Here is a 20,210-nt window from a genome sequence, read left to right as displayed (position 1 = left end):
CATGAAGTTAGCCCGTGTACTGGCCGGAACCGCTGCCGTCGTGTTGCTGGCCGCGGCCTGCGGCACCAGCGACGACTCCGGTGGCAGTTCGGACTCCGCGGCGGGCTTCACGCCGCCGAAGCTCGAGGCCCTGAAGAAGCTCGGGACGCCCGAGGGCGCCCTGAACGTCCTGGCCTGGGCCGGGTACGCCGAGGACGGCTCGAACGACCCGAAGGTCGACTGGGTCACCCCGTACGAGAAGGCCACCGGCTGCCAGGTCAACGTCAAGGTGTTCGGCACCTCCGACGAGGCCGTGTCGCTGATGAAGACCGGCCAGTACGACGTCGTCTCGGCCTCCGGTGACGCGTCGCTGCGCCTGATCGCGGCCGGTGACGTCGAGCCGGTGACCACCGACCTGGTGCCGAACTACGCCGACCTCTTCCCGTTCCTCAAGGACCAGAAGTGGAACAGCGTCGACGGGGTCTCGTACGGGGTGCCGCACGGCTGGGGCGCGAACCTGCTGATGTACCGCACCGACGTGGTGACGCCCGCGCCGACGTCGTGGAGCGCGGTCTTCGAGGACAACGCGGCCACCAAGGGCAAGGTCACCGCGTACGACTCGCCGATCTACATCGCCGACGCGGCGCTGTACCTGATGAAGACCAAGCCCGACCTCGGGATCAAGAACCCGTACGCGCTGGACGACAAGCAGTTCGAGGCGGCCGTCGACCTGCTGAAGAAGCAGAAGGCCAACGTGGGCGAGTACTGGTCGGACTACCTGAAGGAAGTCTCGGCGTTCAAGTCCGGTGACTCGGTGATCGGCACGACGTGGCAGGTCATCGCGAACGTGGCGAAGGCCGAAGGCGCGAAGGTCGACGCGGTGCTGCCCACCGAGGGCGCGACCGGCTGGTCGGACACCTGGATGGTCGGCACGAAGTCGAAGCACAAGACGTGCGCGTACAAGTGGCTCGACCACATCGTCTCGCCGAAGGCCAACGCGCAGGTGGCGGAGTACTTCGGGGAGTCGCCGGCCAACCCCAAGGCCTGCGAGTTCACCGCCGACAAGACGCACTGCGACACCTACCACGCCGGTGACGCCGAGTACGCGAAGCAGATCTGGTACTGGTCGACGCCGATCACCCAGTGCCTCGACGGCCGCACCGACGTGAAGTGCAAGGACTACTCGGCCTGGACCCAGGCCTGGACGGAAATCAAGGGGTGAGTGGGCGGCCCGCTGAGAACGACGCAGCGTCGCCCTCAGCGGGCTCCAGGTTCCGACAAAGACAACGCGCGCTGTGCGCGCTTAAGGAGAATGGATGACGGCGACGTTGGAGCGGCGCCCGTCGATCGCGCGGCGGGTGTCCACGGCGCTGTATCGGCGACCCAGGGCTCGGTTGGGAATCCTGCTGTCGGTTCCCCTGCTGTGGCTCGGGGTGGCCTATTTGGGGTCGCTTGCGGCGCTGTTCGTCGCGGCCTTCTGGGGCGTGAACGACTTCACCGGCCAGATCGTCCGCGCCTGGACGCTCGACAACTTCACGACGTTGTTCACCGGTGAGGTCTACCGCACGATCACGCTGCGGACGATCGGCGTCGCGATCGGCGTCACGGTCATCGACGCGCTGATCGCGCTGCCGGTGGCGTTCTACATGGCCAAGGTCGCGTCCCCGCGCGCCCAGCGGCTGCTCGTCGTCGCGATCCTCACGCCGCTCTGGGCCAGCTACCTGGTGAAGGTCTACGCCTGGCGGCTGATGTTCTCCGGCGACGGGATCCTGTCCTGGCTCGGCGGAACCCCCGGTTACGGCATCACCGCCACCACCGTGACACTCGCCTATCTCTGGCTGCCGTACATGATCCTGCCGGTCTACGCCGGCCTCGAACGGCTGCCCGACTCGCTGCTCGACGCCGCGAGCGACCTCGGCGCGCGTCCTCTGCGGACGTTCCGCACGGTCGTGCTGCCCACGGTCTTCCCGGCCGTGGTCGCCGGCTCGGTGTTCACGTTCTCGTTGTCGCTCGGCGACTACATCGCGGTCCGCATCGTCGGCGGCACGAAACAGCTGCTCGGCAACGTCGTGTACGACAACATCGGCGCGGCGAACAACCTGCCGTTCGCGGCCGCGGTCGCCACCGTGCCGGTCGCGATCATGCTCGTGTACCTGGCCGCCGTCCGCCGCACCGGTGCTCTGGAGAACCTGTGACTCTCTCGCGTACCGCCCGGATCGCTCTGCGCACGTTCACGTTCCTCGCGCTCGGCGTCGTCTACGTGCCGTTGCTGGTCGTCCTGATCAACTCGTTCAACCGGGACCGGACGTTCGGCTGGCCGCCCTCGGGCTTCACGCTCGAGTGGTGGGAGCGCACGGCGCAGAACAAGGGCGCGCTCGACGCGCTCCTGACCAGCGTCCAGGTCGGCCTGGTCGCCACCGTGATCGCGCTGGTGCTCGGCACGCTCGCTTCGTTCGGCCTGCAGCGGCACAAGTTCTTCGGCCGGGACTCGATCTCGTTGCTGATCGTGCTGCCGATCGCGCTGCCCGGCATCGTCACCGGCATCGCGCTGAACAACGCGTTCCGCACCGTGCTCGGCGTCGACCTGGGGTTCTTCACGCTCGTCGTGGCGCACGCGACGTTCTGCGTGGTGATCGTCTTCAACAACGTGATCGCCCGCCTGCGCCGGCTCGGCGGGAACCTGGAGGAGGCGTCGATGGACCTCGGCGCCGACATGTTCACCACGTTCCGGCTGGTGACGTTCCCGATGCTGCGTTCGGCCCTGTTCGCCGGTGGTCTGCTCGCGTTCGCGCTCTCGTTCGACGAGATCATCGTGACGACGTTCACCGCCGGTGCCGGCACGCAGACCCTGCCGATCTGGATCCTGAACAACCTGTTCCGGCCGAACCAGGCGCCGGTGGTCAACGTCGTCGCCGCGGTACTGATCGTGCTGTCGGTCGTGCCGATCTACCTGGCGCAGCGCCTGTCCGGCGACAGCAAGGGCGGTGGCCGTTTCTAACGCGTGGACGCCTTCCGGTAGCGGCCGGGGGAGACCCCGTACGCACGCCGGAAGGCGCCGCTGAACGCGAACTCGGTCGAGTAGCCGACCTGGCGTGCGATCGCGGCCAGCGTCAGGTCGGAATCGTGCAGCAGCTGGGCGCCGAGCGCGAGGCGCGATTCGGTCAGGAAGGCACGCAGCGGCCGGCCGGTGACCTCGGTGAACCGGCGGGCGAACTCCCGCCGCGGCAGCCCGGCGTGATCGCTGAGCTGCTGCGCGGTCCACGGTTTCGCCGGGCCGGCCGTGAGCACGGCCGGCAGCGACCGGAGATACGGGTGCGCCTCACCGTGGGTGATCCAGTACGCGCCGCACAGGAACACGGTGTCGGCGTCCTCGACCGCGGGGTGGCCCGGGCCCAACTCGGCCGTCGGTAACGACTCCAACCGGGCCGGTGCGTGGCCGAGCCCGTACGCCGCGCCCGCCGCCGTGAACACGACGTCGCCCGGCACCAGGGCGCGCGGCGGCTCGGACGGCGTGATCAGCCAGCCCTCACCGCGGATCATGATGTGGAAGCCGCTGATCGGGTAGGACGGATAGCGCATCCCCCAGGCACCGGCGCCGGTGACCCAACAGGCACCACCGGTGAGATCGCCGTCCGGTTGCTGGACGCCGCCGGGCTCCCGGCCGGCTCCCGGGTGCTGGACGTCGGGGCGGGCACCGGTCCGCTCGTCGTCGCCGCGGCCGAGCGAGGGCTGGAGGTGGTGGGCGTCGACAACGCGCCGCTCACCACGACGTACCTGCGGGGCCGCCTGGCGGACCACCCGCGCGCGTCCGCGGACCTGGCCGACGCGAACGCGCTCCCGTACGAACTGCCGCCTGCGGACGATTTCCTGCTGGAGTTCGCGCCGTTCGTCGTCACCACGCCGATGTACCGCGCGATGAGCCCGCTCGAGCGTGCGCAGCTGGACTCCGCGCTGGCCGATGGGGTGCGCCGGATCGAGAGCGGCCAGGATCCGCGCCCCGCGTTCGAGGCCAACGTGGCCTGGGCCAGCGCCTAGGGCTTCGGCAGCGCGGTGGTGTTGGCGATCCGCTCGACGACGTCGGTGAGGCGGAGGAACCCGGCCTGCTGGTGGACGCGGAGCGTGCGCAGCTCGGAGCGGCCGGCCGTCGCCGCGAGTATCTCGGCGGCCGACCCCTCCAGCACGGTGCCGCCGGGCCGCCGCCGGTCGAGCCGGGTGACCGTCCACCCGTCCTCGCCGCAGGCGAACGCCCAGCCGCCGGACGGCGGGGTGAACACGGCCGCCCCGCCGGTGATGCCGTCCTCGCAGGCCGAGCCGCCGAGCAGATCGATCCAGGCGGCGAGGCCCGAGTCCAATAACGCGTCCGGTGGTGTCGGGGCGCCGCAGTCGACCAGGTCGAGCGCGTGCACGGCCAGCGGATAGACCTGGCCCAGCAGCGTGGTGAGCAGCGGTAGCCGCCCGAACGGCGACACGGTCGGGTCGAGGTCGAGCCACTCGTCGAAGCTGTTGAAGTAGATCGCGACCGCGTCGCGGTGACGGCGCAGCGCGGTGAGGATCTCGTCCCGGCCGGCGTGCCGGTGGGTCTCCACGACGGCGTCCAGGTCGGGGGGCGGCCCGACGCCGCCGCTGCGTGCGGAACTCACCAGGTCGTGCAGGGCCGCGTACTCGGTCCAGAGCCCCAGCCGGGTGCAGACGTCCGCGCCGGTGCTGCCGGCCGCGACACAGGCACGGTCCAGATCGGCCGATTCCGCGGAGACGAGAAACGCGTCCCAGGCCGCCAGGACCCGGGGCGCCACCTCGGTGCGCCCGGCGTCAGCCAGACCGTGCGTCCCCACCACGCTGCCCATGGTGCCGAGAATGGACCGAAGGGGAAAGGCCCGGAGAGTCCGGGTGGACTCTCCGGGCCGGGGGGACCGGGTCAGGACAGCCAGGTGAAGGTGCTGGCCGCACCGGCCGCGCTGGTACCGCCGGGCGTGACGACCTGCACGTTCGCGCTCCCGGCGGCGTGCTGCGGCACCACGATCTTCAGCTGCGTCGCCGATACCGCGGTGAACGAAATCCGCTTGCCGTCGAGCAGAACCGCGCTCGCGCCGAGCAGGTCCGTGCCGGTGATCGTCACCGGGGTGCTGGCTTTGGCCTTGCCCGAGGCCACCGAGAGCCCGGTGACGACCGGCGTCGGCGGGTTGACGTAGGTGAGCACGTCGGCGTCGCTGGTCGTGCTCGGACCGCCCGACGTCGTGACGACCACGTGCACCGCACCGGGCCGCGCCACCTTCGGCACGACGAACGTGAGCGTGGTGTCCGACGTGACGGTGACCGCCGTGGCCGCGGTGAACCCGACCCGGACGCTCTTCGTCCCGGTCAGGGCCGTGCCGGTGAGGGTGACGGTGCTGCCGCCGAAGATCACCGAGGACGACGCGGAGAGCCCGGTCACGGTCGGTCGGGGCGCGACGTACCGGTACTTCGTCGCGGTGGACGTGGCGCTGGTGCCGGTGGGCGAGGTCACGGTGACGTCGACCAGGCCGGCGGTCGACGCCGGAACGGTGGCGACGAGACGGGTGGAACCGTCCACCTTGGTCCTGGTGAACGTGGCCGTGGTTTTGCCGAACGCCACCGCGGTGGCCGTCTCGAGGCCGGAGCCGGTGATCGTCACGGTCTCACCGCCGACGGTGGACCCGCTCGTCGCCGAGATCGACGCCACGGCCGGTGCGGGCACGGTCGGCTTCTCGGCCGCGGCCACGCCGTTCACGGTGTACGCGCCGCTGACGAGCTTGTTCACGAACGCCCAGGAGAGCTTCGCGTCGCCCTTCGTGCCCCACGCGGTCGACCACTGGTTGCGGATCCAGACGCCCTCGCTGTCGTAGCCGTACGCGGTGACCATGTGGCCGCCGAGCGACGTTCCGGAGAGCGTGTTGTACGTGGTGTTCGCCTTGAGGCTCTGGAAGTCCCGGAACACCGGGAAACCGATCGCCACCGGGTTACCGGCGGCGAGCGCGCGCTCGATCGCGAGTTGACCGGTGGTGCCCTGGTTGGCGACGCCGGACCAGAGCGCCTTCCACCCGGTGATCTTGTAGTTCGACGCGTTGGCGACCTCGGCCGGGGTGGGCTTGATCGAGTAGTTCAGCGTGCCCTGGAAGTAGTCCGACTGGGTGTCCACACCGTACTTCTGCGCCTCGGTGAGCGCGGTCTCCGGCACCAGCCCGGTGTTCGGCGCCGAACCCTTGACCGCCCGCATGTACAGGTACAGCGGCGCGTACGGCTCCCCGGAACCCTGGGCGTAGTAGCCCATGATCGAGTAGCCGATCGTCCAGGCCACGCAGGCACCGACGTTGCCCTGGTTGCCGACGGGCGGTGCGTCCGCGCGCAGATCGACGCTCGCCGGCAGCTCCTCGGCGTCCCGGATCTGCACCGACCGCGAGGCGGCGGTGACGACCGTGGCGCCGGGGACGTACCCGCCGACGACGTAGGTGGGTGTCGGCGCGGCGGCCGCGGGAGCCATCGGTGCGACGACGGCGGTGGCCGCGACGGCTCCGCCGAGTAAGGCCGAGAGCGGGCGGGTCAACGTGCGCATCCGTGCTCCTTCACCAACAGACGTCCTGATGCCAGGACGTCGTCGGCGAGGTGCCGGAGCTGAGCGGTGGATGGGTGTTATTCAGGGGCGAACGGGGTGGGTACCGGTTGGAGGGGCAGGCAATGGGAGCAATCAGCTCGATCGTCGCGATCGGTGCGTCTATGGCCGTGGCGCACGCCGCGTACGTCGTCGGACCGGTGCCGGACGACCCGTCGAAACGCGGCGTTCCGGCGGGGCGGCCGTTGTCGGCGTCGGCCGACGGGTTCGGTGGTCGCGCCGGGGACTTCGACGGCGACGGGCGCGACGACGTCGCCTCGTTCACCCGGGGAAAAGGCGGCGACGTCTACGTCGCCCGCTCCACCGGCACCCGGTTCGACGGCATCGGCGACCTGTGGTCGGACGAGTTCGCGTTCTGGAGCCAGACGCCACTGGCCGGCGACTTCGACGGGGACGGTCGCAGCGACGTCGCCGCGTTCGCCCGGGGCGGCAAGCCGACGGTGTCCGTCGCGCTCTCGACCGGCCGCTCCTTCGGCCCGACGACCGTCTGGGCGACGTCGTTCGCGCCGGACACCGACATCCCGGCGGTGGGCGACGTGAACGGCGACGGGAAGGACGACGTCGTCGCGTTCCGGCGGGGGAGCACCCCGACGGTGTCGGTCGCGTTGTCGACCGGCCGATCGTTCCGCGCGGCCACGGCCTGGCACCGCTGGTTCGCCCCCGGGACGTCGATCCCGGCGGTCGGTGACGTGAACGGTGACCGCCGGGCCGACCTGGTCGCGTTCGCGCGGGGGCGGTCGGCGTCGGTGTGGGTCGCGCTCTCGACCGGGAGCGCGTTCCGGGGCGCGACACGGTGGAACGCCTGGTTCGCCGAGAACGGGGCGTCGCCCGCGGTCGGTGACGTGAACGGTGACCGCCGGGCGGACGTGGTGGCGTTCCGCCGGGGCGAGGTGACGGTCGCGCTCTCCACCGGCCGGTCGTTCACCCGCACGGCGGCGCCGTGGCTGCGGTCGTGGGCCGAGGGTGAAGCGGTTCCCGGCGTCGGGGACTTCGACGGTGACGGGCGGGACGACGTCGCCGCGTTCACGCGGGGCGGTCTCGCCGACGTGTACGTCGCCCGGTCCACCGGCTCGGCGTTCGTAGCGTCCGCCGAGCGGTGGCACGAGTACTTCGCGGCGGCTACGGAGATCCCGCAGCCGGGTGTCTTCTGGTGAGGTGGCCTACAGGAAGGCCACCAGGCTGCGCAGCACGATGAGCGCGACGAACACCAGGATGATCGACAGGTCGATCGCGACGCCACCGACGCGCAGCGGCGGCACGACCTTGCGGATCGGAGCCAGCACGGGCTCGGTGATGCGCGTGACGACGTTTATCGCCTTGGCCCGGAATCCGCCCCAGGCCGGCGGGCCGGCCAGGACCACGGACCAGTCCAGAATGATCCGGGCGATCAGCACCCACCAGAAGACCGTGAGGACGAGCCCGAGCAGATAGCCGACGATGGTCAAGGGTTCCTCCCCGAGGTTCCAACTGTTTCAACAGTGCGTCGGCCACCTGAGGGCAGACTGAGAGGTCCGTGAGGAGACGCTGGGCACAACCCTAGTGCTCAACCGCGATGACGAGGCGGTTTGCGCTCCCGGTAGAACCGCGCGCCGACCGGCGGGGCGGACACCTCGGGCACGTACTCGATCCGCGGGATCTCCTCGGTGATCGCGTGGCTGATCGCGCGCTGTTCCTCGGCGGCCCTGGCCCACTCCTCGGCCAGCCGGGCGGCGGCCATGGTCTCGGCCATGATCTCCGCCGCGCGCTCCGCGGCGATGCACGGCAGCGGCCGCCCGCACGTGCAGACGTCCTTCACCGCGCGGTGGGCCTCGGCGATCAGGTAGGCGTCCGTCCACCGGGCGGGGTCGGAGCAGCCCGCGGGCGGAGTCGCCGAATCAGTCACCGCACCTCCCCCGTGTCCCGGCGGGGATGCTGCCAGTCTCCAGTGGAGCGGGGAAGGCTACTCGCCGGTAGCTAACCTGCCGGAAACGAGCGTCAACCGATCCGACGAGGTCGGGGGTCGGCTGTTAAGGGGGCCGTTCGGGGGTCAGGATTGCTACCGGCCCGCAACCGGGGTGCACCCGGGCGCGCCACCGGGGCGGCGAATGCTGTCGGGCATGACCGAGCGACGCCGGGTGCTGGTGCTCGAGGACCAGCCGGATCTCGCCGCGCTGTTCGCGCTGCAGCTGCAGGCACTGGGCTGGTGCGTCGACCAGGTGCGGACGGAGGCCGAGGTGGTCGAAGCGGCGAGTACGCGGCCGCCGGACGCGATCATCATCGACACGTTGCTTCCCGCGTCGGACGGCCAGCCGCTGGTGGAGCGGATCCGGGCCGGTCTGGCCGGTCGGCCCTGCCGGTTGATCATTTCAACGATCTACGAGCCGAGCGACTTCGCCGGGGTGGACGTCGATGCGGTGCTGGCGCTGCCGCACCACCGTGCGGCGCTGGAATACGCCCTGCTGACGAGCTGAGTGCCAGCCCCGCCCCATCCGTACGACGGGGCCAGGCGGGCGACACGCCGGACGAAAAACCGGCTCGTTCCAGAAATCGGACTGATCGGGTTCGTCAGCCCGTTAACGGGTTAACGGTGCTGACCGTCAGTGTTCGGAGTTGTACTGATCGATGACTTCCTGCGGGATGCGTCCGCGATCACTAACCTGCAGGCCCTTGCCCTTGGCCCATTCCCGGATGGCCTGGTTCTGTTCGCGACCGGACCGCTGACTAGTGGCCGCCGGACGACGATTCGTACGGGTTCCGCCGCGCCCGGCCTTGCGGGCCGCCTGCACGTACTTGTCGATCGAATCCCGGAGTGCGGCTGCATTGTCGCTCGACAGGTCGATCTCATAAGAGGTTCCGTCGATCGCGAAGGCGACGGTCTCTTCGGCGGTGCCGCCGTCGAGGTCGTCCACCAACATGACCTGTACTTTCCGCGCCACAGAAGTTCTCCTCGTCGTGCTATCGGTGGCCACACCCTACTAGTCGTGCGGAACGAATCCCGCATGCACCCTGGTGTGTTCAGGGTGATTCCCGACGCCCGGAACCGGTAGCCGATCGATAACGAATCGTCGGTCGCTGGAGTTCCGCCGCAGCGCAAATATGTAGGGCTGTGGCCGTAGTGCCCGGATGATCGCCTGCGGATTGCAGGATATCCGTTCGTTGCCGGCGGGTGGGGTTAATAGTGGGGCTGCCCGGTGGTGAAGGTGATACTCGCCACCAACAATACTGGCGGTGACCGGTCGGTCATTCAAGAGTGGCCACGTGGTGCTTCTCGTCTAACACCGAGTGCGGAAGTGAATTGCGTGACCGGTGACGCTCTCCTCGCGGCGGGGTTGCAAATAGTCCGATCTGCCACCAAAGTTCCCTCCGTCGAGCGGTGCTGTCGTGACTGCTCGTCGGTCTCGCGGCTGTGGGGAGCTGCGGGTTGAGGCGTACGAGGGTTGGGCTGTTTCGTGTACTGCCGGACCGGCGCGTTGTGCGCGCTGCGCGGTAGGGCCGGAACGCCCACTCTGACGACGATCGCCGCGGTGTTCCCGCCGCAAATCGTCCGGCCGACAACGGTCCATTGTGGGGACGAAGTCGGCGACCGACCAATAACCGTTCTGCCGACGGTTCTCCCCCTGCGCAGTCGTGCGTTCGCTCGATGCCTGATCACGGCCGGAGGCCGCGACAGGACCCTTACTCAGTTCACACGTACCTCAGGAGAGGTCTCCATTTCGATGAACATCTGGATTCGTCGTTCGCTGCAGGTCGGAACCGTGTCGGCAGGCATCGTCCTGGCCGGCGCGGCGGCCGCGCAGGCGCAGACCGGAAACGTCACCCACACCGTTGCGCCGACTAGCGTCGTCCAGGGCGGGAACACCGCCGACGACAATGACGACAGCGCCCAGCAGCCGGTGAATGGTGGCATCCCGGTCGGCGCGAAGGTTTACGACAAGAACGCGCCCGCCGGGCAGGCGCAGCAGCCCGCTAACGAAGGCCGTCCGGCCGGAACGAATGCGGATTACAGCTCGGCTCCGGCCGGTCAGGCCCAGGCTCCGGCGGCTGAGACCCCGGCTCCGGCGGCTGAGACCCCGGCTCCGGCGGCCGAGACGCCGGCTCCGGCGCCCGAGAACAACGCGGCCGCTCCGGCCGCGCCCGCGCCCGCGGCTGCCCCGGCCGGCGGTGCTCCGACGGTGGTCAACGCCAACGGGCCGCTGATCGTGCGTCCGGTCAACCGGCCGATCATCGTCATCGACGACGACGATGACGACGACTTCGACTTCATCGGTCGCGCCCCGTTCTTCCGCAGCGGCTGGTGGTGGGACGGTGGCCGTCGTTACCACCACCGCTGGGACTGCCCGTCGTTCCACCGGCACCACCACCGCTGGGACCGGGACTGCGACCGTCGCTGCTTCTGACGGCCGGTAACCCTCTGGTTCAGGCACCCGCCCGCCCCCGGCTCACCGGGGGCGGGCGTTCTCCGGCGCCCGTCAGTCGCGCCCGTCGGCCTCCCGGCGGCGTGCGCTGCGGCGAGCCCGCGCCGCCACCCGCCGCGCCTGCGGCGTCCGCTTCGGCTGCAGGGACCGCCGCTGCCAGAACAGGCGTTGGACGACGAGCGTCAGCACCCCGCCGAACACGATCGCGACGAGGTTCACGGCGAGCTGGACCGCCGATCCCGACGCCTCGTCGAACACCCCGAAGGCGAGTGCCACGGCCACGTTCGCGGCCGCGGGCACGGTCGTCACCGAGATCAGCACGCCGACCAGCGCCCCGGACTTCGCCGAGGTCAGCGACGTGATGCCGGCGATGCCCGCGAGGAACCCGACGACCCAGGAGAGCGCGTCGGGACGCCAGATGAAGTCGGTCAGCGGCCGATCGCCCAGCAACATCGACCGGTCGACGAGGTCGAGCGCGGCCAGCAGCCAGGTCGTGGCCAGCGTCGCGGCCATCGCCACCGGGAAACCGACGAGCAGCGCGACGCCCGCGCGCACGGCCATCGTGCGCCGACGTTGCACGATGCCGACGCAGAACGCCGCCAGCGGCCCGAAATCCGGCCCGACGACCATCGCGCCGACGATCAGGATCGGCTGGTCGAGCAGCACGCCGATGCCGGCGATGATCGTCGCGACGACCAGGAACGTGAGGTAGGTCGCGGAGAGCTGGATCTCGTCGCTGACCCGGTGCTCGATCTCCTCCCAGATCACCGCGTCGGTGCCCAGCCCGGGGGCGTCCTCCTCCGCCTTCCGCCCCGACTCGGACAGGACGAGGTCGACGTTCTCGGCGGTGATCGCGCCGTCCTCGGCGAGCCCCAGGTCGCGGAGCGCGCCGAGCACGGCGCTCGCCCCTTCCCTGGCGACGTCGCAGAGCACGACGTCGCCCACCGGATCCCGGGCCGCCCCGGCCAGGACGGCCAGGTGGGTGACCGAGGAGTCGCCCTCGAGCAGCTCCGTCACCGCGGGCATCCGATCCGGCGGAACGATCAAGCGCAGGTGCAGCACCGACCCACTGTAGGGGTGGGTCAGAACAGGGAGAGTGGCTCCACGGCCCGGTCGGGTGCGGCCCGGTCGGCCGGTGGGGCCGCCCAGTCGGGTTCGGTGGAGAGCACGACCAACCGGTGCGTGGCCCGGCTGAGCGACACGTACAGCACCCGGTGCCCCGCACTGGACTCGGCGATGATCTCGGCCGGTTCGAGCACCACGACGCCGTCGTACTCCAGGCCCTTGGCTTCGATGCTGTCCACCACCTGGAGCCGCCCGGCGCCGAGCCCGGTCAACTGCGCGGCGACCTCGTCCTGCCGGACCGCCGGCGTGACGACACCGACCGTGCCCTCGACGTCGGCCAGGAGCTCTTCGACGGCCGAGCGCAACTCGTCGGTCAGCCGCTCGCCGGCCACCAGCCGATCCGACGGCTTCGCGCCGGTCTGCCGCACCGCGGTCGGGAGTTCCAGCCCCGGTTCCCACCGGCGCAGCACCGAGGCGGCGAGCTCGAAGATCTCGGCCGAGTTCCGGTAGTTGGTGGTGAGCGTGTACCGGCGCCGTACCCGGGTGCCCACGGCCGCGTCCATCGCCGCGGTGGCCTCCTCCGGATCCTCCCAGGCACTCTGCGCCGGGTCGCCGACCAGCGTCCAGGAGGCGTACTTACCGCGGCGGCCGAGCATGCGCCACTGCATCGGCGAGAGGTCCTGCGCTTCGTCGACGACGATCAGCGAGAACTCGTCGTCGTCCTCGTCCGCCGCGGGCGTCGGCGCCGGTGCGCGGTCGGAGGAGAGGCGGATCTCCTGCATCTCCCACTCCTCCGGACGACGACGGCGCACCTGCGGCTTCGGCGGCTTGCCGAGCAGGGCACGCAGTTCGTCGAGCAGCGCGACGTCCGCCACCGACCAGCCGTCCTCCGCGAACGACGCCGCCAGCGGTCCGACGTCGTTCTTCGCCAGGTCGGAGCCCGCGCACCGGGCCAGGCGCGACCGGTCGGCCGCCCAGCGCAACACGTGTTCGGGCTCGACGATCGGCCACCAGGCGGCCAGGAACTCGCGGAACTCGTCGCGGTCGCGAATGGTGGCGTCGAAGGCGTCGCGTTCCCAGTTCTCCGGGGCTCCGGACCAGGAGCGCGAGAGGTTCCACAGCGCGTCGAGCAGCGCGGTGGCCGCCTGACCGCGGGCGGAGTTCGGGGTACTGCCGCGCCGACGGGCCGCCTTGCGCGCGGCGGCCAGCGCACGGACGTCGAGAGTGAGCACTTCACCGCCGTAGACGACGCGGAACCGGTCCGGTGCGGTCGGCGCCGGCAGCCAGGCCAGTCGGGACAGGACCCGGCGGATGCTCGCCGCACCCTTGATCGCCGACAGCGCCGCGTCGTCGCGCCGGGTGGCCTTGACGGTGGAGAGCATCGTCGCGAGCGAACGCAGCACGACCCCCTCCTCGCCGAGCGAGGGCAGCACCTGGTCGATGTACCGCACGAACGTGGGGGACGGCCCGACGACGAGCACACCGCCGCCGGCGTACCGGTTGCGATCGGAGTAGAGCAGGTAGGCGACGCGGTGCAGCGCGACCGCCGTCTTCCCGGTGCCGGGCCCGCCCTCGATGATCGTGGTGCCGTTCGCCGGCGCGCGGATCGCCTCGTCCTGCTCGCGCTGGATCGTCGAGACGATGTCGCGCATGGCCTGACCGCGGGCCCGGGCCAGCGTCGCCATCAACGCACCCTCGCCGACGACGGCCATGCCCTCCGGCGCCGCGGCCGGATCGAGCAGGTCGTCGGAGAGCCCGACCACCCTGGTGCCGGAGGAATGGATCACCCGCCGCCGGACGACGTCCAGCGGGTCCTCGGCGGTGGCGCGGTAGAACGGCGCGGCGGCCGGAGCCCGCCAGTCGACGACGAGCGGCTCGTACCGCGCGTCGAGCACACCGAGCCGGCCGATGTGACGGGCCTCGCCGCTGCGCAGATCGAGGCGGCCGAAGACCAGCCCGTCGTACCCGCTGTCGAGCGCCTTGCGCCGCCGGGCGGCCTGGTGCACGAGGACGTCACGCTCGTACAGCGCACCCTCGTGGCCGAGCTGGGCCCGTCGATGTCCCTCGGCTTCGACCTCGGCGGTGCCGGATCGAACCTCCTCCAACCGGGCGTACACGTCGTCGACGTGACGTTGTTCGGCGGCGATCTCGGTAGTGAGGACGGACGGACGGTCGGTCAACGCGGTGCTCCGGGCTTCGGGGTTGTGCGGCTAGAGAAGCCTAGACAGAGCATGGCGCGGGCGGGGTCGTGCCGCGAGTCGATGTTTCTGCCCGCCTCGACCGGTAGGATCGGAGGTGAGATCAGGCGCGGACCGCGGCCACCGTCGTCGGCGGGTCGAGCAGCACTCCGCGGGCGGTGGAGCCGAGCCGCGAACGAGCTCCCGCCGGGCGTCCGTTGACGCCGACGACGAGCAGATCCGCTCCGCGCGAGAGCCTCGCCAGCACCGCCAGCGGACGGCCGCGGTGCACGGCCGAGGTCGCACGCACCCGGAAGCGGTCGGCGAACGCGCGCACTTCTTCGTCCACCAGCGTGTTCGCGGCCGGGTCGTCGGTGACGAGCGTGTCGAGCAGGGTGTCGTCGAGCCAGTAGTCGGCGGCCGAACCGGGCGTCACGTAGATCGCGACCAGCGGGCGGCGGTGCCCGGCCGCGTGGGCGAACGCGTACTCCAGCGCCGCACGGGACGCGGGCGAGCCGTCGACACCGACGACGACGTGACCGGGGAACGGACCCTGCTGCGACGTGCCCGCGTTGGCCGGCGGCCGGGCGACGACGGCCGCGGACCGGCCCTCGGTGGCCAGCCGCACCGCGATCGTGCCGACGAGCTGGGTGCCGGAACCGGCGCCGGCCGCGGTGCCGACCACCACGATGCCGGCCTGGTCGGCCGCGGCCGCGAGAACGGTGAGCGGACGCCCGTCGCCCCGGACCGTGCGGACGTGCCCGGCCGGAACCGCCCGCCGGGCCAGCGCGCCGGCCTCGGCGAGAACGGCGTCGGCGCGCTCGTCGTTGCCGGCGTGCGCCACCACCAGCGGGGCGTGCAGGGCGCGGGCCTCGCGGGCCGCCCAGGTGAGCACGCCGGTGGGGTCGTCGCCGCGGGAGACCCCGACCACGATGCCGGCGGCGGCCGGAGCCCAGCGGGGGGTGCCGGTGACCCGGCGCTGGACCTGTTCCCGGGGGCGCAGCGGCGCAGAGGGTGCTGTCGATCTACTCGTGTCGAAAACCGTCACGGCACTTCCCCTCCTGCGACGGCCGGCACCCCGTCGTTCGTGCTGATTGCTGGCGGTGGGCTCCCGAGGTCCCGCGTTCAGCGTGCCTAATCCGACGGGCCCGTACCAGCGAATCTCTGTAATCGGGACGGATAGCCGGACCGTCCCTTCGGGGGCAGGAGGGAAGTACCAGCGGGTATGACTAGGCGTTTAGATATGTCTACCCAGAGTAGATGAAGGTTCGAGTATCACTCCGTGGGAAAGCCGCCGCGCACGGCTCGCCATCCCTCCCCAGAGGGGCGGGCGAGCCGTGCGCTTCGGGGTGGGACGCCCGTCGGCCATCCCTCCCCAGAGGGGCGGGCCGACGGGAGATTCACCCGGCTCCGGTGCGGGCGCAGACCGGAGCCGGGGAGCTGTCAGCTGCTCCGGACCAGTTCCAGAACAGGGGCGGAGCGGGCGGCGCCGAGCGGCAGCACGAGCCGGACCGTGGTCCCGGTGCCCGGCGTGCTCTCCAGCCGCACCACACCGCCGTGCGCGGCGGCGATCGCCTCGGTCACCGCGAGGCCGAGCCCGGCCCCCGGCGCCTCGACGCGCTGGGCGTGCTGACCGCGGTAGAACCGGTCGAACACCCGCGGCACCTCGTCGGCCGGGATGCCCACACCGGTGTCGGTGATCGTCACCACCGCGGCGTCGGCGTCGGCGGACGACACCCGCACCGAGATCCGGCCACCGGCCGGGGTGAAGAGCAGGGCGTTGGAGAGCAGGTTGTCGACGGCGGTACGCAGCATCGTGGTGTCGCCGGGCACCCGGAGCGACGGCTCCGCGTGCAGGTCGACGGCGACGCCGGCCTGCTTGGCCTTGCTCCCGGCCGTTCGTACGGTGTCGGTGACCAGCGACGACAGGTCGATCGGCGACCGGTGGACGGTGGCCTTCAGCGCGTCGCCGGCACGGGCGGTGACGAGCAGGTGGTCGATCAGCCGCACCAGGCGGTCGGCGTTGCGCCGGATCGCGCCCACCATGCGCTCCCGGTACTGCTCGGGGACGTCGTCGAGCTCGTCGAGCAGTTCCAGGTTGCCGGTGATGACGGCGACGGGCGTCCGCACCTCGTGGGTGATCAGCGAGATGAAGTCGGACTCACTGGCCGACCGCTCGACGGCCGAGCCGAGCGTGAGGATCGCGGTCGCCTGGTCGGCGAGCAGGCCGAGCAGCTGGGCCCGCTCCGGACCGAGGGCACCCGGCTTGCGGTCGAGCACCGAGAGCGCACCGACGACGTTGCCGGTCGTGTCGAGCAGCGGGACGCCGGCGTACGAGCGGGCGCCCGGGTCGACCGCGGTGAGCGGCCCGACCGCGTAGCGAGGGTCCTCGAGCAGGTCCGGGATCTGCAGCGGGGCGCGGTCGCCGACGATCCGGGCACACGGCGACGCGGCGCGGGGCAGCTGCGTCACCCCGATGTTGTGGCGGACGACCGCGCGGACCCGCTCGGCCTCGACCAGCGTGAGCATGGCCATCGGAGCGCGCACGGCCTCGGCGGCGATGCGGACGATGTTCGCCAGCACCGGCTCGACCGACACGCTGAACTGACGCATCGTCCGTACTGCGGCGAGCCGTGCAGGCTCGTCGGCCCAACGGGCCGGAAGCTCGACATCCATGTCAGTCCCCGTATGTCTGGGGCGGCATCCGTGCCGCCTCCTGGCGTACACCTCGGACATCGGACTGCGATGCCCCGGGGCGAGCCAAACGGGGTTGCGCTACGGGTGCGGGCCCCCGCGCGGTGCGCGAGGGCCCGCAGGGCCGACCGGAGGGCCGACCGGAGGGAACTAGCTCCAGTTGACCTGGGCCTGGTTGCCGGCCTGGGTGGGGTCGGTGGTGCGGTCGGTGTAGCCGTCGCCGTCGGTGTCGACCGCGGCGTATTCGGCGTTGCCGTTGTAGTTGTCGTCGGCGACGTAGGTGTCGGCCTTGCCGTCGTAGTTGGTGTCGACGGTGGCGTGGTCGATGTGGCCGTCCTGGTTGGCGTCGACGCCGTTCCAGTCGACGACGTCGTCGTCGTTGGTGTCGCCCGCGGCCCGGTCCAGGTACCCGTCGCCGGTGGTGTCTTTCCAGAAGGTGTCGGCGTCGCCGTCGTAGTCGTCGTCGTAGATCGCGTCGTCGACGACCCCGTCGGCGTTGTAGTCGTGGGCGACGAAGTCCACGACGCCGTCGTTGTTCTGGTCGGCGGTGATCGTGACGCTGCCGTCGGCGTTCTCCGAGTAGCTGACGTCGTCCCACTGCCCGTCGCCGTCGACGTCGACGTTGGTCTCGTACTCGCTCATCGGGGTTCGCGTCCTTCCGCGGTCTGTGTGGCGTGCTCGAGATCGACGTTAGGGCGCGGCGACCTCGCTGGTATCCCCAGAATGTGCCAGCTGGGTCGGGCTTTCCGCGGGCAGTGTCAGGTCACCGACGATGTATCGGTGACACCCGTTCGTTCGACCGTCGGATCGAAGGTACGGCCCACCACCGCAAGGTGAACGTGCGGTTACGCCGTGCTTCTGAATTCGAAAGCACGAAAGCCTTGTGTTCGGTTGTGCCCGGGGGTACAAATTCCTGGCGGGCCCCGCCTCTCAGAACGCCGCAACGCGGCGGAGAGAACAGGGCCCGTCCAAACTTCCCGGCCGCCCCGCAGCCTCGCTGCGGGGCGGCCGTTTGTTCTGGGATGGCTGCTCGCGCCCCGGACCACCTGCGCGGCGGGGGGTTCGGAGGGCTGGGGGGCGTTAGGGTCGGAACACGTGGCAACCGGGGCGGACGTGGGGCGAACGGCGCGTGCCGCCCTCAGCGGGTTGATCGCTGTTCCCCGGGAGAAACTCAGTCCTCGGGTCGCGGCTCGGGGAACGCTCGCGGTGGCTCTGCCGCTGGTGGTCGGGGTCGTCTCCGGTGACGTGCTGCCGGCGGTGGCGGCCACGCTCGGGGCCTACTTCACCGGCTTCGCCGATCTGACCGGGCCCTATCGGCGGCGACTGCGGCTCGGGTTCGCGTTGGCGCTGTGCGGGGCGCTCTCCGTTCTGCTCGGTGCGCTCGCCAACCCCTACGCGGTCGTCGCGGTGCTGTTGGTGGCGGTGTGGGGGTTCATCGCCGGGCTGCTGACCTCGCTCGGGCCGTCGGGTACGCGTGTCGGCATCACCGGGCTGATCGTGCTGATCGTCATCGGGGAGCAGCCGCAGGAGCTCAGCCAGGCGCTGGTCGCCGCGGCGGCGGTGTTCGTCGGGGCGGCGTTGCAGACGTTGCTGGCGATCGCGCCGTGGCCGGTGCGTGGATACGCGCCGGAGCGGGCGGCGGTGGCGGCGGCTTATCGGGAGCTCACCGACGTGGATCCGGCGGGCGGCGGCCCGGCGTACCCGGTCGTGCTCGAGGCCCATGCGGCGCTGCGAGGGCTCGACCCGCAGCGTCACCGGGCCGTGGCCGGGCTCCGCATGTTGCTCGACGAGGTGGAGCGGGCCCGGGGCGAAGTGGTCGCGCTGGCGGTGCTCCGGGCCCGGCTGGCGGACATGGGACAGCAGGAGGCCGCGGACGAGGTCGGTGCGGTGATCGACGCCGCGGCTGCGGTGGGGGCCACGATCGCCGAGCGTCTGACCTCCGGGCCCGACGAGCTGCACCCCGAGCTGGTGCCCGCGTTGGACGAAGCGCTCGCCAAGGCCGTCGCCGCCGTGCGGGCCCGGCGGGACGCTCCCGGCCGGGCGCCGCTCACCCGGCGCGGCGCGGCGGCCCGCTCGGCCGCGCTGGCCGGTCAGCTCCGCGCCGCCCGCCGGATCGCCGAAGCCACCGACCCGAGACAGCGCAAGCACGCCGCCCCGAGCAACAACCCCGTCGACCCCGGCGACCCCGGCGACCCCGACATCCCCGACCACCCGCCCACCGCGCCCGTCTTCCTCATGCCCGCTGACGAGCCGATCACCGTCCTGCGGGCCAACCTCCGACCTTCCTCCGAAGCCTTCCGGCACGCACTGCGGCTCGCCTTCACCCTGGCCGCGGTCGCCTCGGCGCTGGTCGCACTCGGCCTCCCGCGTGGCTACTGGCTGCTGCTCACCGTCGCGGTGGCGATCCGCCCCGACTTCTCCGCGACCGTCAAACAGGTCGTCGACCGGGTCGCCGGCACCCTCCTCGGCATGCTCGTCGTCTCCGCGCTGCTGGAATGGGTCGTCTCCGAGACCTGGCAGAAGATGGCGCTCGTCCCGGTCTTCTACTTCCTCCTGCGTACCGTCCTCGCGGCGAACTTCGCGCTCGGCGCGGCCGCGATGGCCGGGAACGCGGTGCTGATCGCCGACCTGCTCGGAGCTTCCGCCGGGCAGTTGATCCCGGAGCGGCTCACCTACACCGTCGCGGCCGGTGTCATCGCTCTGGCCGCGTACCTGGCCTGGCCCACCTGGGAGCGGTCCACCGCCCGGGAGACGCTCGCCGACGCGATCGAGTCGGCGCGCACCTACCTGCGCACGGCGGCCGACCCGGACGCCTCCGACACCGACGTGGACGCCGCCCGCACCGCGGCGCGGGTCGCACTGAGCAACGCGCGTGATTCGGCCAAGCGGCTGGCCGACGAACCGGGCACCCCGCCGGGGCTGGTCGACCTGGCCAGCGGCGTCAGCGTGCACGCGAGCCGGCTGGTGCAGGGCGGCATGGCGCTGGAGGCGGCCCGGGACATGTACCCGGAAGGCCTCTCCCGCCCGGAGGCCCGGACGTTCGCCGGACACGTCGACACCGCTCTGGCCGCGATAAGCACCGCGCTGCGCACCGGGCGTCGACCGAAGGCGCTTCCGCAGTTGCGTGCGGACGTCGACGATTTGATCGCCGTCGCACCATCCGCCCGGCTCGCTACTTTCGCGACCGCCGCCGACCGGCTGACGGACGGGATCGGCACCCTCAATCACCTGCTCCGGCAAGATTCGAAAGGGGCGCCGGAGCCCGCCTCCGATTAG

18 protein-coding genes and 1 pseudogene are annotated in these 20,210 nt (G+C 71.3%); 8 read left to right on the top strand and 11 right to left on the bottom strand.

Translation table 11 applies throughout. The features are described from left to right. The first annotated feature begins 1 nt into the window (after position 1). The 3 genes from ABD437_RS08055 (at position 2) to ABD437_RS08045 (ending at position 2,977) form a co-directional block, all read left to right on the top strand. Positions 2–1,201: an ABC transporter substrate-binding protein gene (locus tag ABD437_RS08055; RefSeq protein ID WP_344648094.1), complete on the top strand. Its 1,200-nt coding sequence runs from the start codon at positions 2–4 to the stop codon at positions 1,199–1,201. 94 nt (positions 1,202–1,295) lie between these two features. Then, positions 1,296–2,174 carry an ABC transporter permease gene (locus ABD437_RS08050; protein ID WP_344648093.1) on the top strand — a complete coding sequence of 293 codons (879 nt, stop codon included), beginning with the start codon at positions 1,296–1,298 and terminating at the stop codon, positions 2,172–2,174. After that, positions 2,171–2,977 (top strand): ABC transporter permease, encoded by an 807-nt coding sequence (locus ABD437_RS08045; protein ID WP_344648092.1) that lies wholly within the window; start codon positions 2,171–2,173, stop codon positions 2,975–2,977. The genes ABD437_RS08050 and ABD437_RS08045 overlap by 4 nt, the downstream gene beginning before the upstream one ends. On the opposite strand, the pseudogene ABD437_RS08040 reads toward ABD437_RS08045, so the two are convergent. Further along, positions 2,974–3,567 (bottom strand): annotated as a pseudogene (locus ABD437_RS08040) (AraC family transcriptional regulator); the annotation flags it as partial. The gene ABD437_RS08045 and the pseudogene ABD437_RS08040 overlap by 4 nt on opposite strands. Positions 3,568–3,615: 48 nt before the next feature. Between ABD437_RS08040 and ABD437_RS08035 the strand changes: the two are divergent. After that, entirely contained in the window at positions 3,616–4,014 is a 399-nt protein-coding gene (locus ABD437_RS08035; protein WP_344648091.1) for a class I SAM-dependent methyltransferase, read from the top strand. On the opposite strand, the gene ABD437_RS08030 is transcribed toward ABD437_RS08035, so the two are convergent. Further along, positions 4,011–4,823: a hypothetical protein gene (locus ABD437_RS08030; RefSeq protein ID WP_344648090.1), complete on the bottom strand. Its 813-nt coding sequence runs from the start codon at positions 4,821–4,823 to the stop codon at positions 4,011–4,013. The genes ABD437_RS08035 and ABD437_RS08030 overlap by 4 nt on opposite strands. A gap of 71 nt (positions 4,824–4,894) precedes the next feature. Next, a complete protein-coding gene (locus ABD437_RS08025) occupies positions 4,895–6,547 on the bottom strand; it encodes an IPT/TIG domain-containing protein (protein WP_344648089.1) in 1,653 nt (550 codons plus the stop codon). Positions 6,548–6,669: 122 nt separating this feature from the next. Here ABD437_RS08025 and ABD437_RS08020 point away from each other — a divergent pair, with 122 nt between their 5' ends. Beyond that, positions 6,670–7,758 carry an FG-GAP repeat domain-containing protein gene (locus ABD437_RS08020; protein ID WP_344648088.1) on the top strand — a complete coding sequence of 363 codons (1,089 nt, stop codon included), beginning with the start codon at positions 6,670–6,672 and terminating at the stop codon, positions 7,756–7,758. A 6-nt stretch (positions 7,759–7,764) separates the two neighbouring features. Here the strand turns inward: ABD437_RS08020 and ABD437_RS08015 are convergent, their stop codons facing one another. Both ABD437_RS08015 and ABD437_RS08010 read right to left on the bottom strand, forming a co-directional pair. Beyond that, a complete protein-coding gene (locus ABD437_RS08015; RefSeq protein ID WP_344648087.1) occupies positions 7,765–8,049 on the bottom strand; it encodes a YggT family protein in 285 nt (94 codons plus the stop codon). A 98-nt stretch (positions 8,050–8,147) separates the two neighbouring features. Next, positions 8,148–8,486: a hypothetical protein gene (locus ABD437_RS08010; protein ID WP_344648086.1), complete on the bottom strand. Its 339-nt coding sequence runs from the start codon at positions 8,484–8,486 to the stop codon at positions 8,148–8,150. A gap of 214 nt (positions 8,487–8,700) precedes the next feature. Between ABD437_RS08010 and ABD437_RS08005 the strand changes: the two genes are divergently transcribed. Then, a complete protein-coding gene (locus ABD437_RS08005; RefSeq protein WP_344648085.1) occupies positions 8,701–9,054 on the top strand; it encodes a response regulator in 354 nt (117 codons plus the stop codon). A gap of 126 nt (positions 9,055–9,180) precedes the next feature. On the opposite strand, the gene ABD437_RS08000 is transcribed toward ABD437_RS08005, so the two are convergent. After that, entirely contained in the window at positions 9,181–9,519 is a 339-nt protein-coding gene (locus ABD437_RS08000; RefSeq protein ID WP_344648084.1) for a histone-like nucleoid-structuring protein Lsr2, read from the bottom strand. A gap of 588 nt (positions 9,520–10,107) precedes the next feature. Between ABD437_RS08000 and ABD437_RS07995 the strand changes: the two genes are divergently transcribed. Continuing rightward, a complete protein-coding gene (locus ABD437_RS07995; RefSeq protein WP_344648083.1) occupies positions 10,108–10,980 on the top strand; it encodes a hypothetical protein in 873 nt (290 codons plus the stop codon). A gap of 72 nt (positions 10,981–11,052) precedes the next feature. Here ABD437_RS07995 and ABD437_RS07990 read toward each other — a convergent pair whose 3' ends face one another. The 5 genes from ABD437_RS07990 to ABD437_RS07970 all read right to left on the bottom strand — a co-directional run bounded on the left by ABD437_RS07990 (position 11,053) and on the right by ABD437_RS07970 (position 17,576). Beyond that, positions 11,053–12,060 (bottom strand): DUF389 domain-containing protein, encoded by a 1,008-nt coding sequence (locus ABD437_RS07990; protein ID WP_344648082.1) that lies wholly within the window; start codon positions 12,058–12,060, stop codon positions 11,053–11,055. Positions 12,061–12,080: 20 nt separating this feature from the next. After that, complete coding sequence (locus tag ABD437_RS07985; RefSeq protein WP_344648081.1) at positions 12,081–14,243, bottom strand: HelD family protein; 2,163 nt, start codon at positions 14,241–14,243, stop codon at positions 12,081–12,083. 121 nt (positions 14,244–14,364) lie between these two features. Continuing rightward, positions 14,365–15,288 (bottom strand): universal stress protein, encoded by a 924-nt coding sequence (locus ABD437_RS07980; RefSeq protein ID WP_344648080.1) that lies wholly within the window; start codon positions 15,286–15,288, stop codon positions 14,365–14,367. Positions 15,289–15,683: 395 nt separating this feature from the next. Continuing rightward, positions 15,684–16,853: a sensor histidine kinase gene (locus ABD437_RS07975; RefSeq protein ID WP_344648079.1), complete on the bottom strand. Its 1,170-nt coding sequence runs from the start codon at positions 16,851–16,853 to the stop codon at positions 15,684–15,686. A 231-nt stretch (positions 16,854–17,084) separates the two neighbouring features. Continuing rightward, complete coding sequence (locus tag ABD437_RS07970; RefSeq protein ID WP_344648078.1) at positions 17,085–17,576, bottom strand: hypothetical protein; 492 nt, start codon at positions 17,574–17,576, stop codon at positions 17,085–17,087. Between the two features lie 564 nt (positions 17,577–18,140). Between ABD437_RS07970 and ABD437_RS07965 the strand changes: the two genes are divergently transcribed. Beyond that, positions 18,141–20,210 carry an FUSC family protein gene (locus ABD437_RS07965; RefSeq protein WP_344648077.1) on the top strand — a complete coding sequence of 690 codons (2,070 nt, stop codon included), beginning with the start codon at positions 18,141–18,143 and terminating at the stop codon, positions 20,208–20,210.

The organism is Cryptosporangium japonicum (assembly GCF_039524755.1).
GTDB classification, from domain to species: domain Bacteria; phylum Actinomycetota; class Actinomycetes; order Mycobacteriales; family Cryptosporangiaceae; genus Cryptosporangium; species Cryptosporangium japonicum.
This window is presented reverse-complemented; position numbering and strand designations above follow the sequence as displayed.

Bases quoted from the DNA above. Each gene is read 5' to 3' on its own strand.
- ABD437_RS08005 (WP_344648085.1), top strand. From the start codon at position 8,701: ATGACCGAGCGACGCCGGGTGCTGGTGCTCGAGGACCAGCCGGATCTC.
- ABD437_RS08020 (WP_344648088.1), top strand. From the start codon at position 6,670: ATGGGAGCAATCAGCTCGATCGTCGCGATCGGTGCGTCTATGGCCGTG.
- ABD437_RS08025 (WP_344648089.1), bottom strand. From the start codon at position 6,547: ATGCGCACGTTGACCCGCCCGCTCTCGGCCTTACTCGGCGGAGCCGTC.
- ABD437_RS08055 (WP_344648094.1), top strand. From the start codon at position 2: ATGAAGTTAGCCCGTGTACTGGCCGGAACCGCTGCCGTCGTGTTGCTG.
- ABD437_RS08050 (WP_344648093.1), top strand. From the start codon at position 1,296: ATGACGGCGACGTTGGAGCGGCGCCCGTCGATCGCGCGGCGGGTGTCC.
- ABD437_RS08030 (WP_344648090.1), bottom strand. From the start codon at position 4,823: ATGGGCAGCGTGGTGGGGACGCACGGTCTGGCTGACGCCGGGCGCACC.
- ABD437_RS07975 (WP_344648079.1), bottom strand. From the start codon at position 16,853: ATGCGTCAGTTCAGCGTGTCGGTCGAGCCGGTGCTGGCGAACATCGTC.
- ABD437_RS07970 (WP_344648078.1), bottom strand. From the start codon at position 17,576: ATGAGCGAGTACGAGACCAACGTCGACGTCGACGGCGACGGGCAGTGG.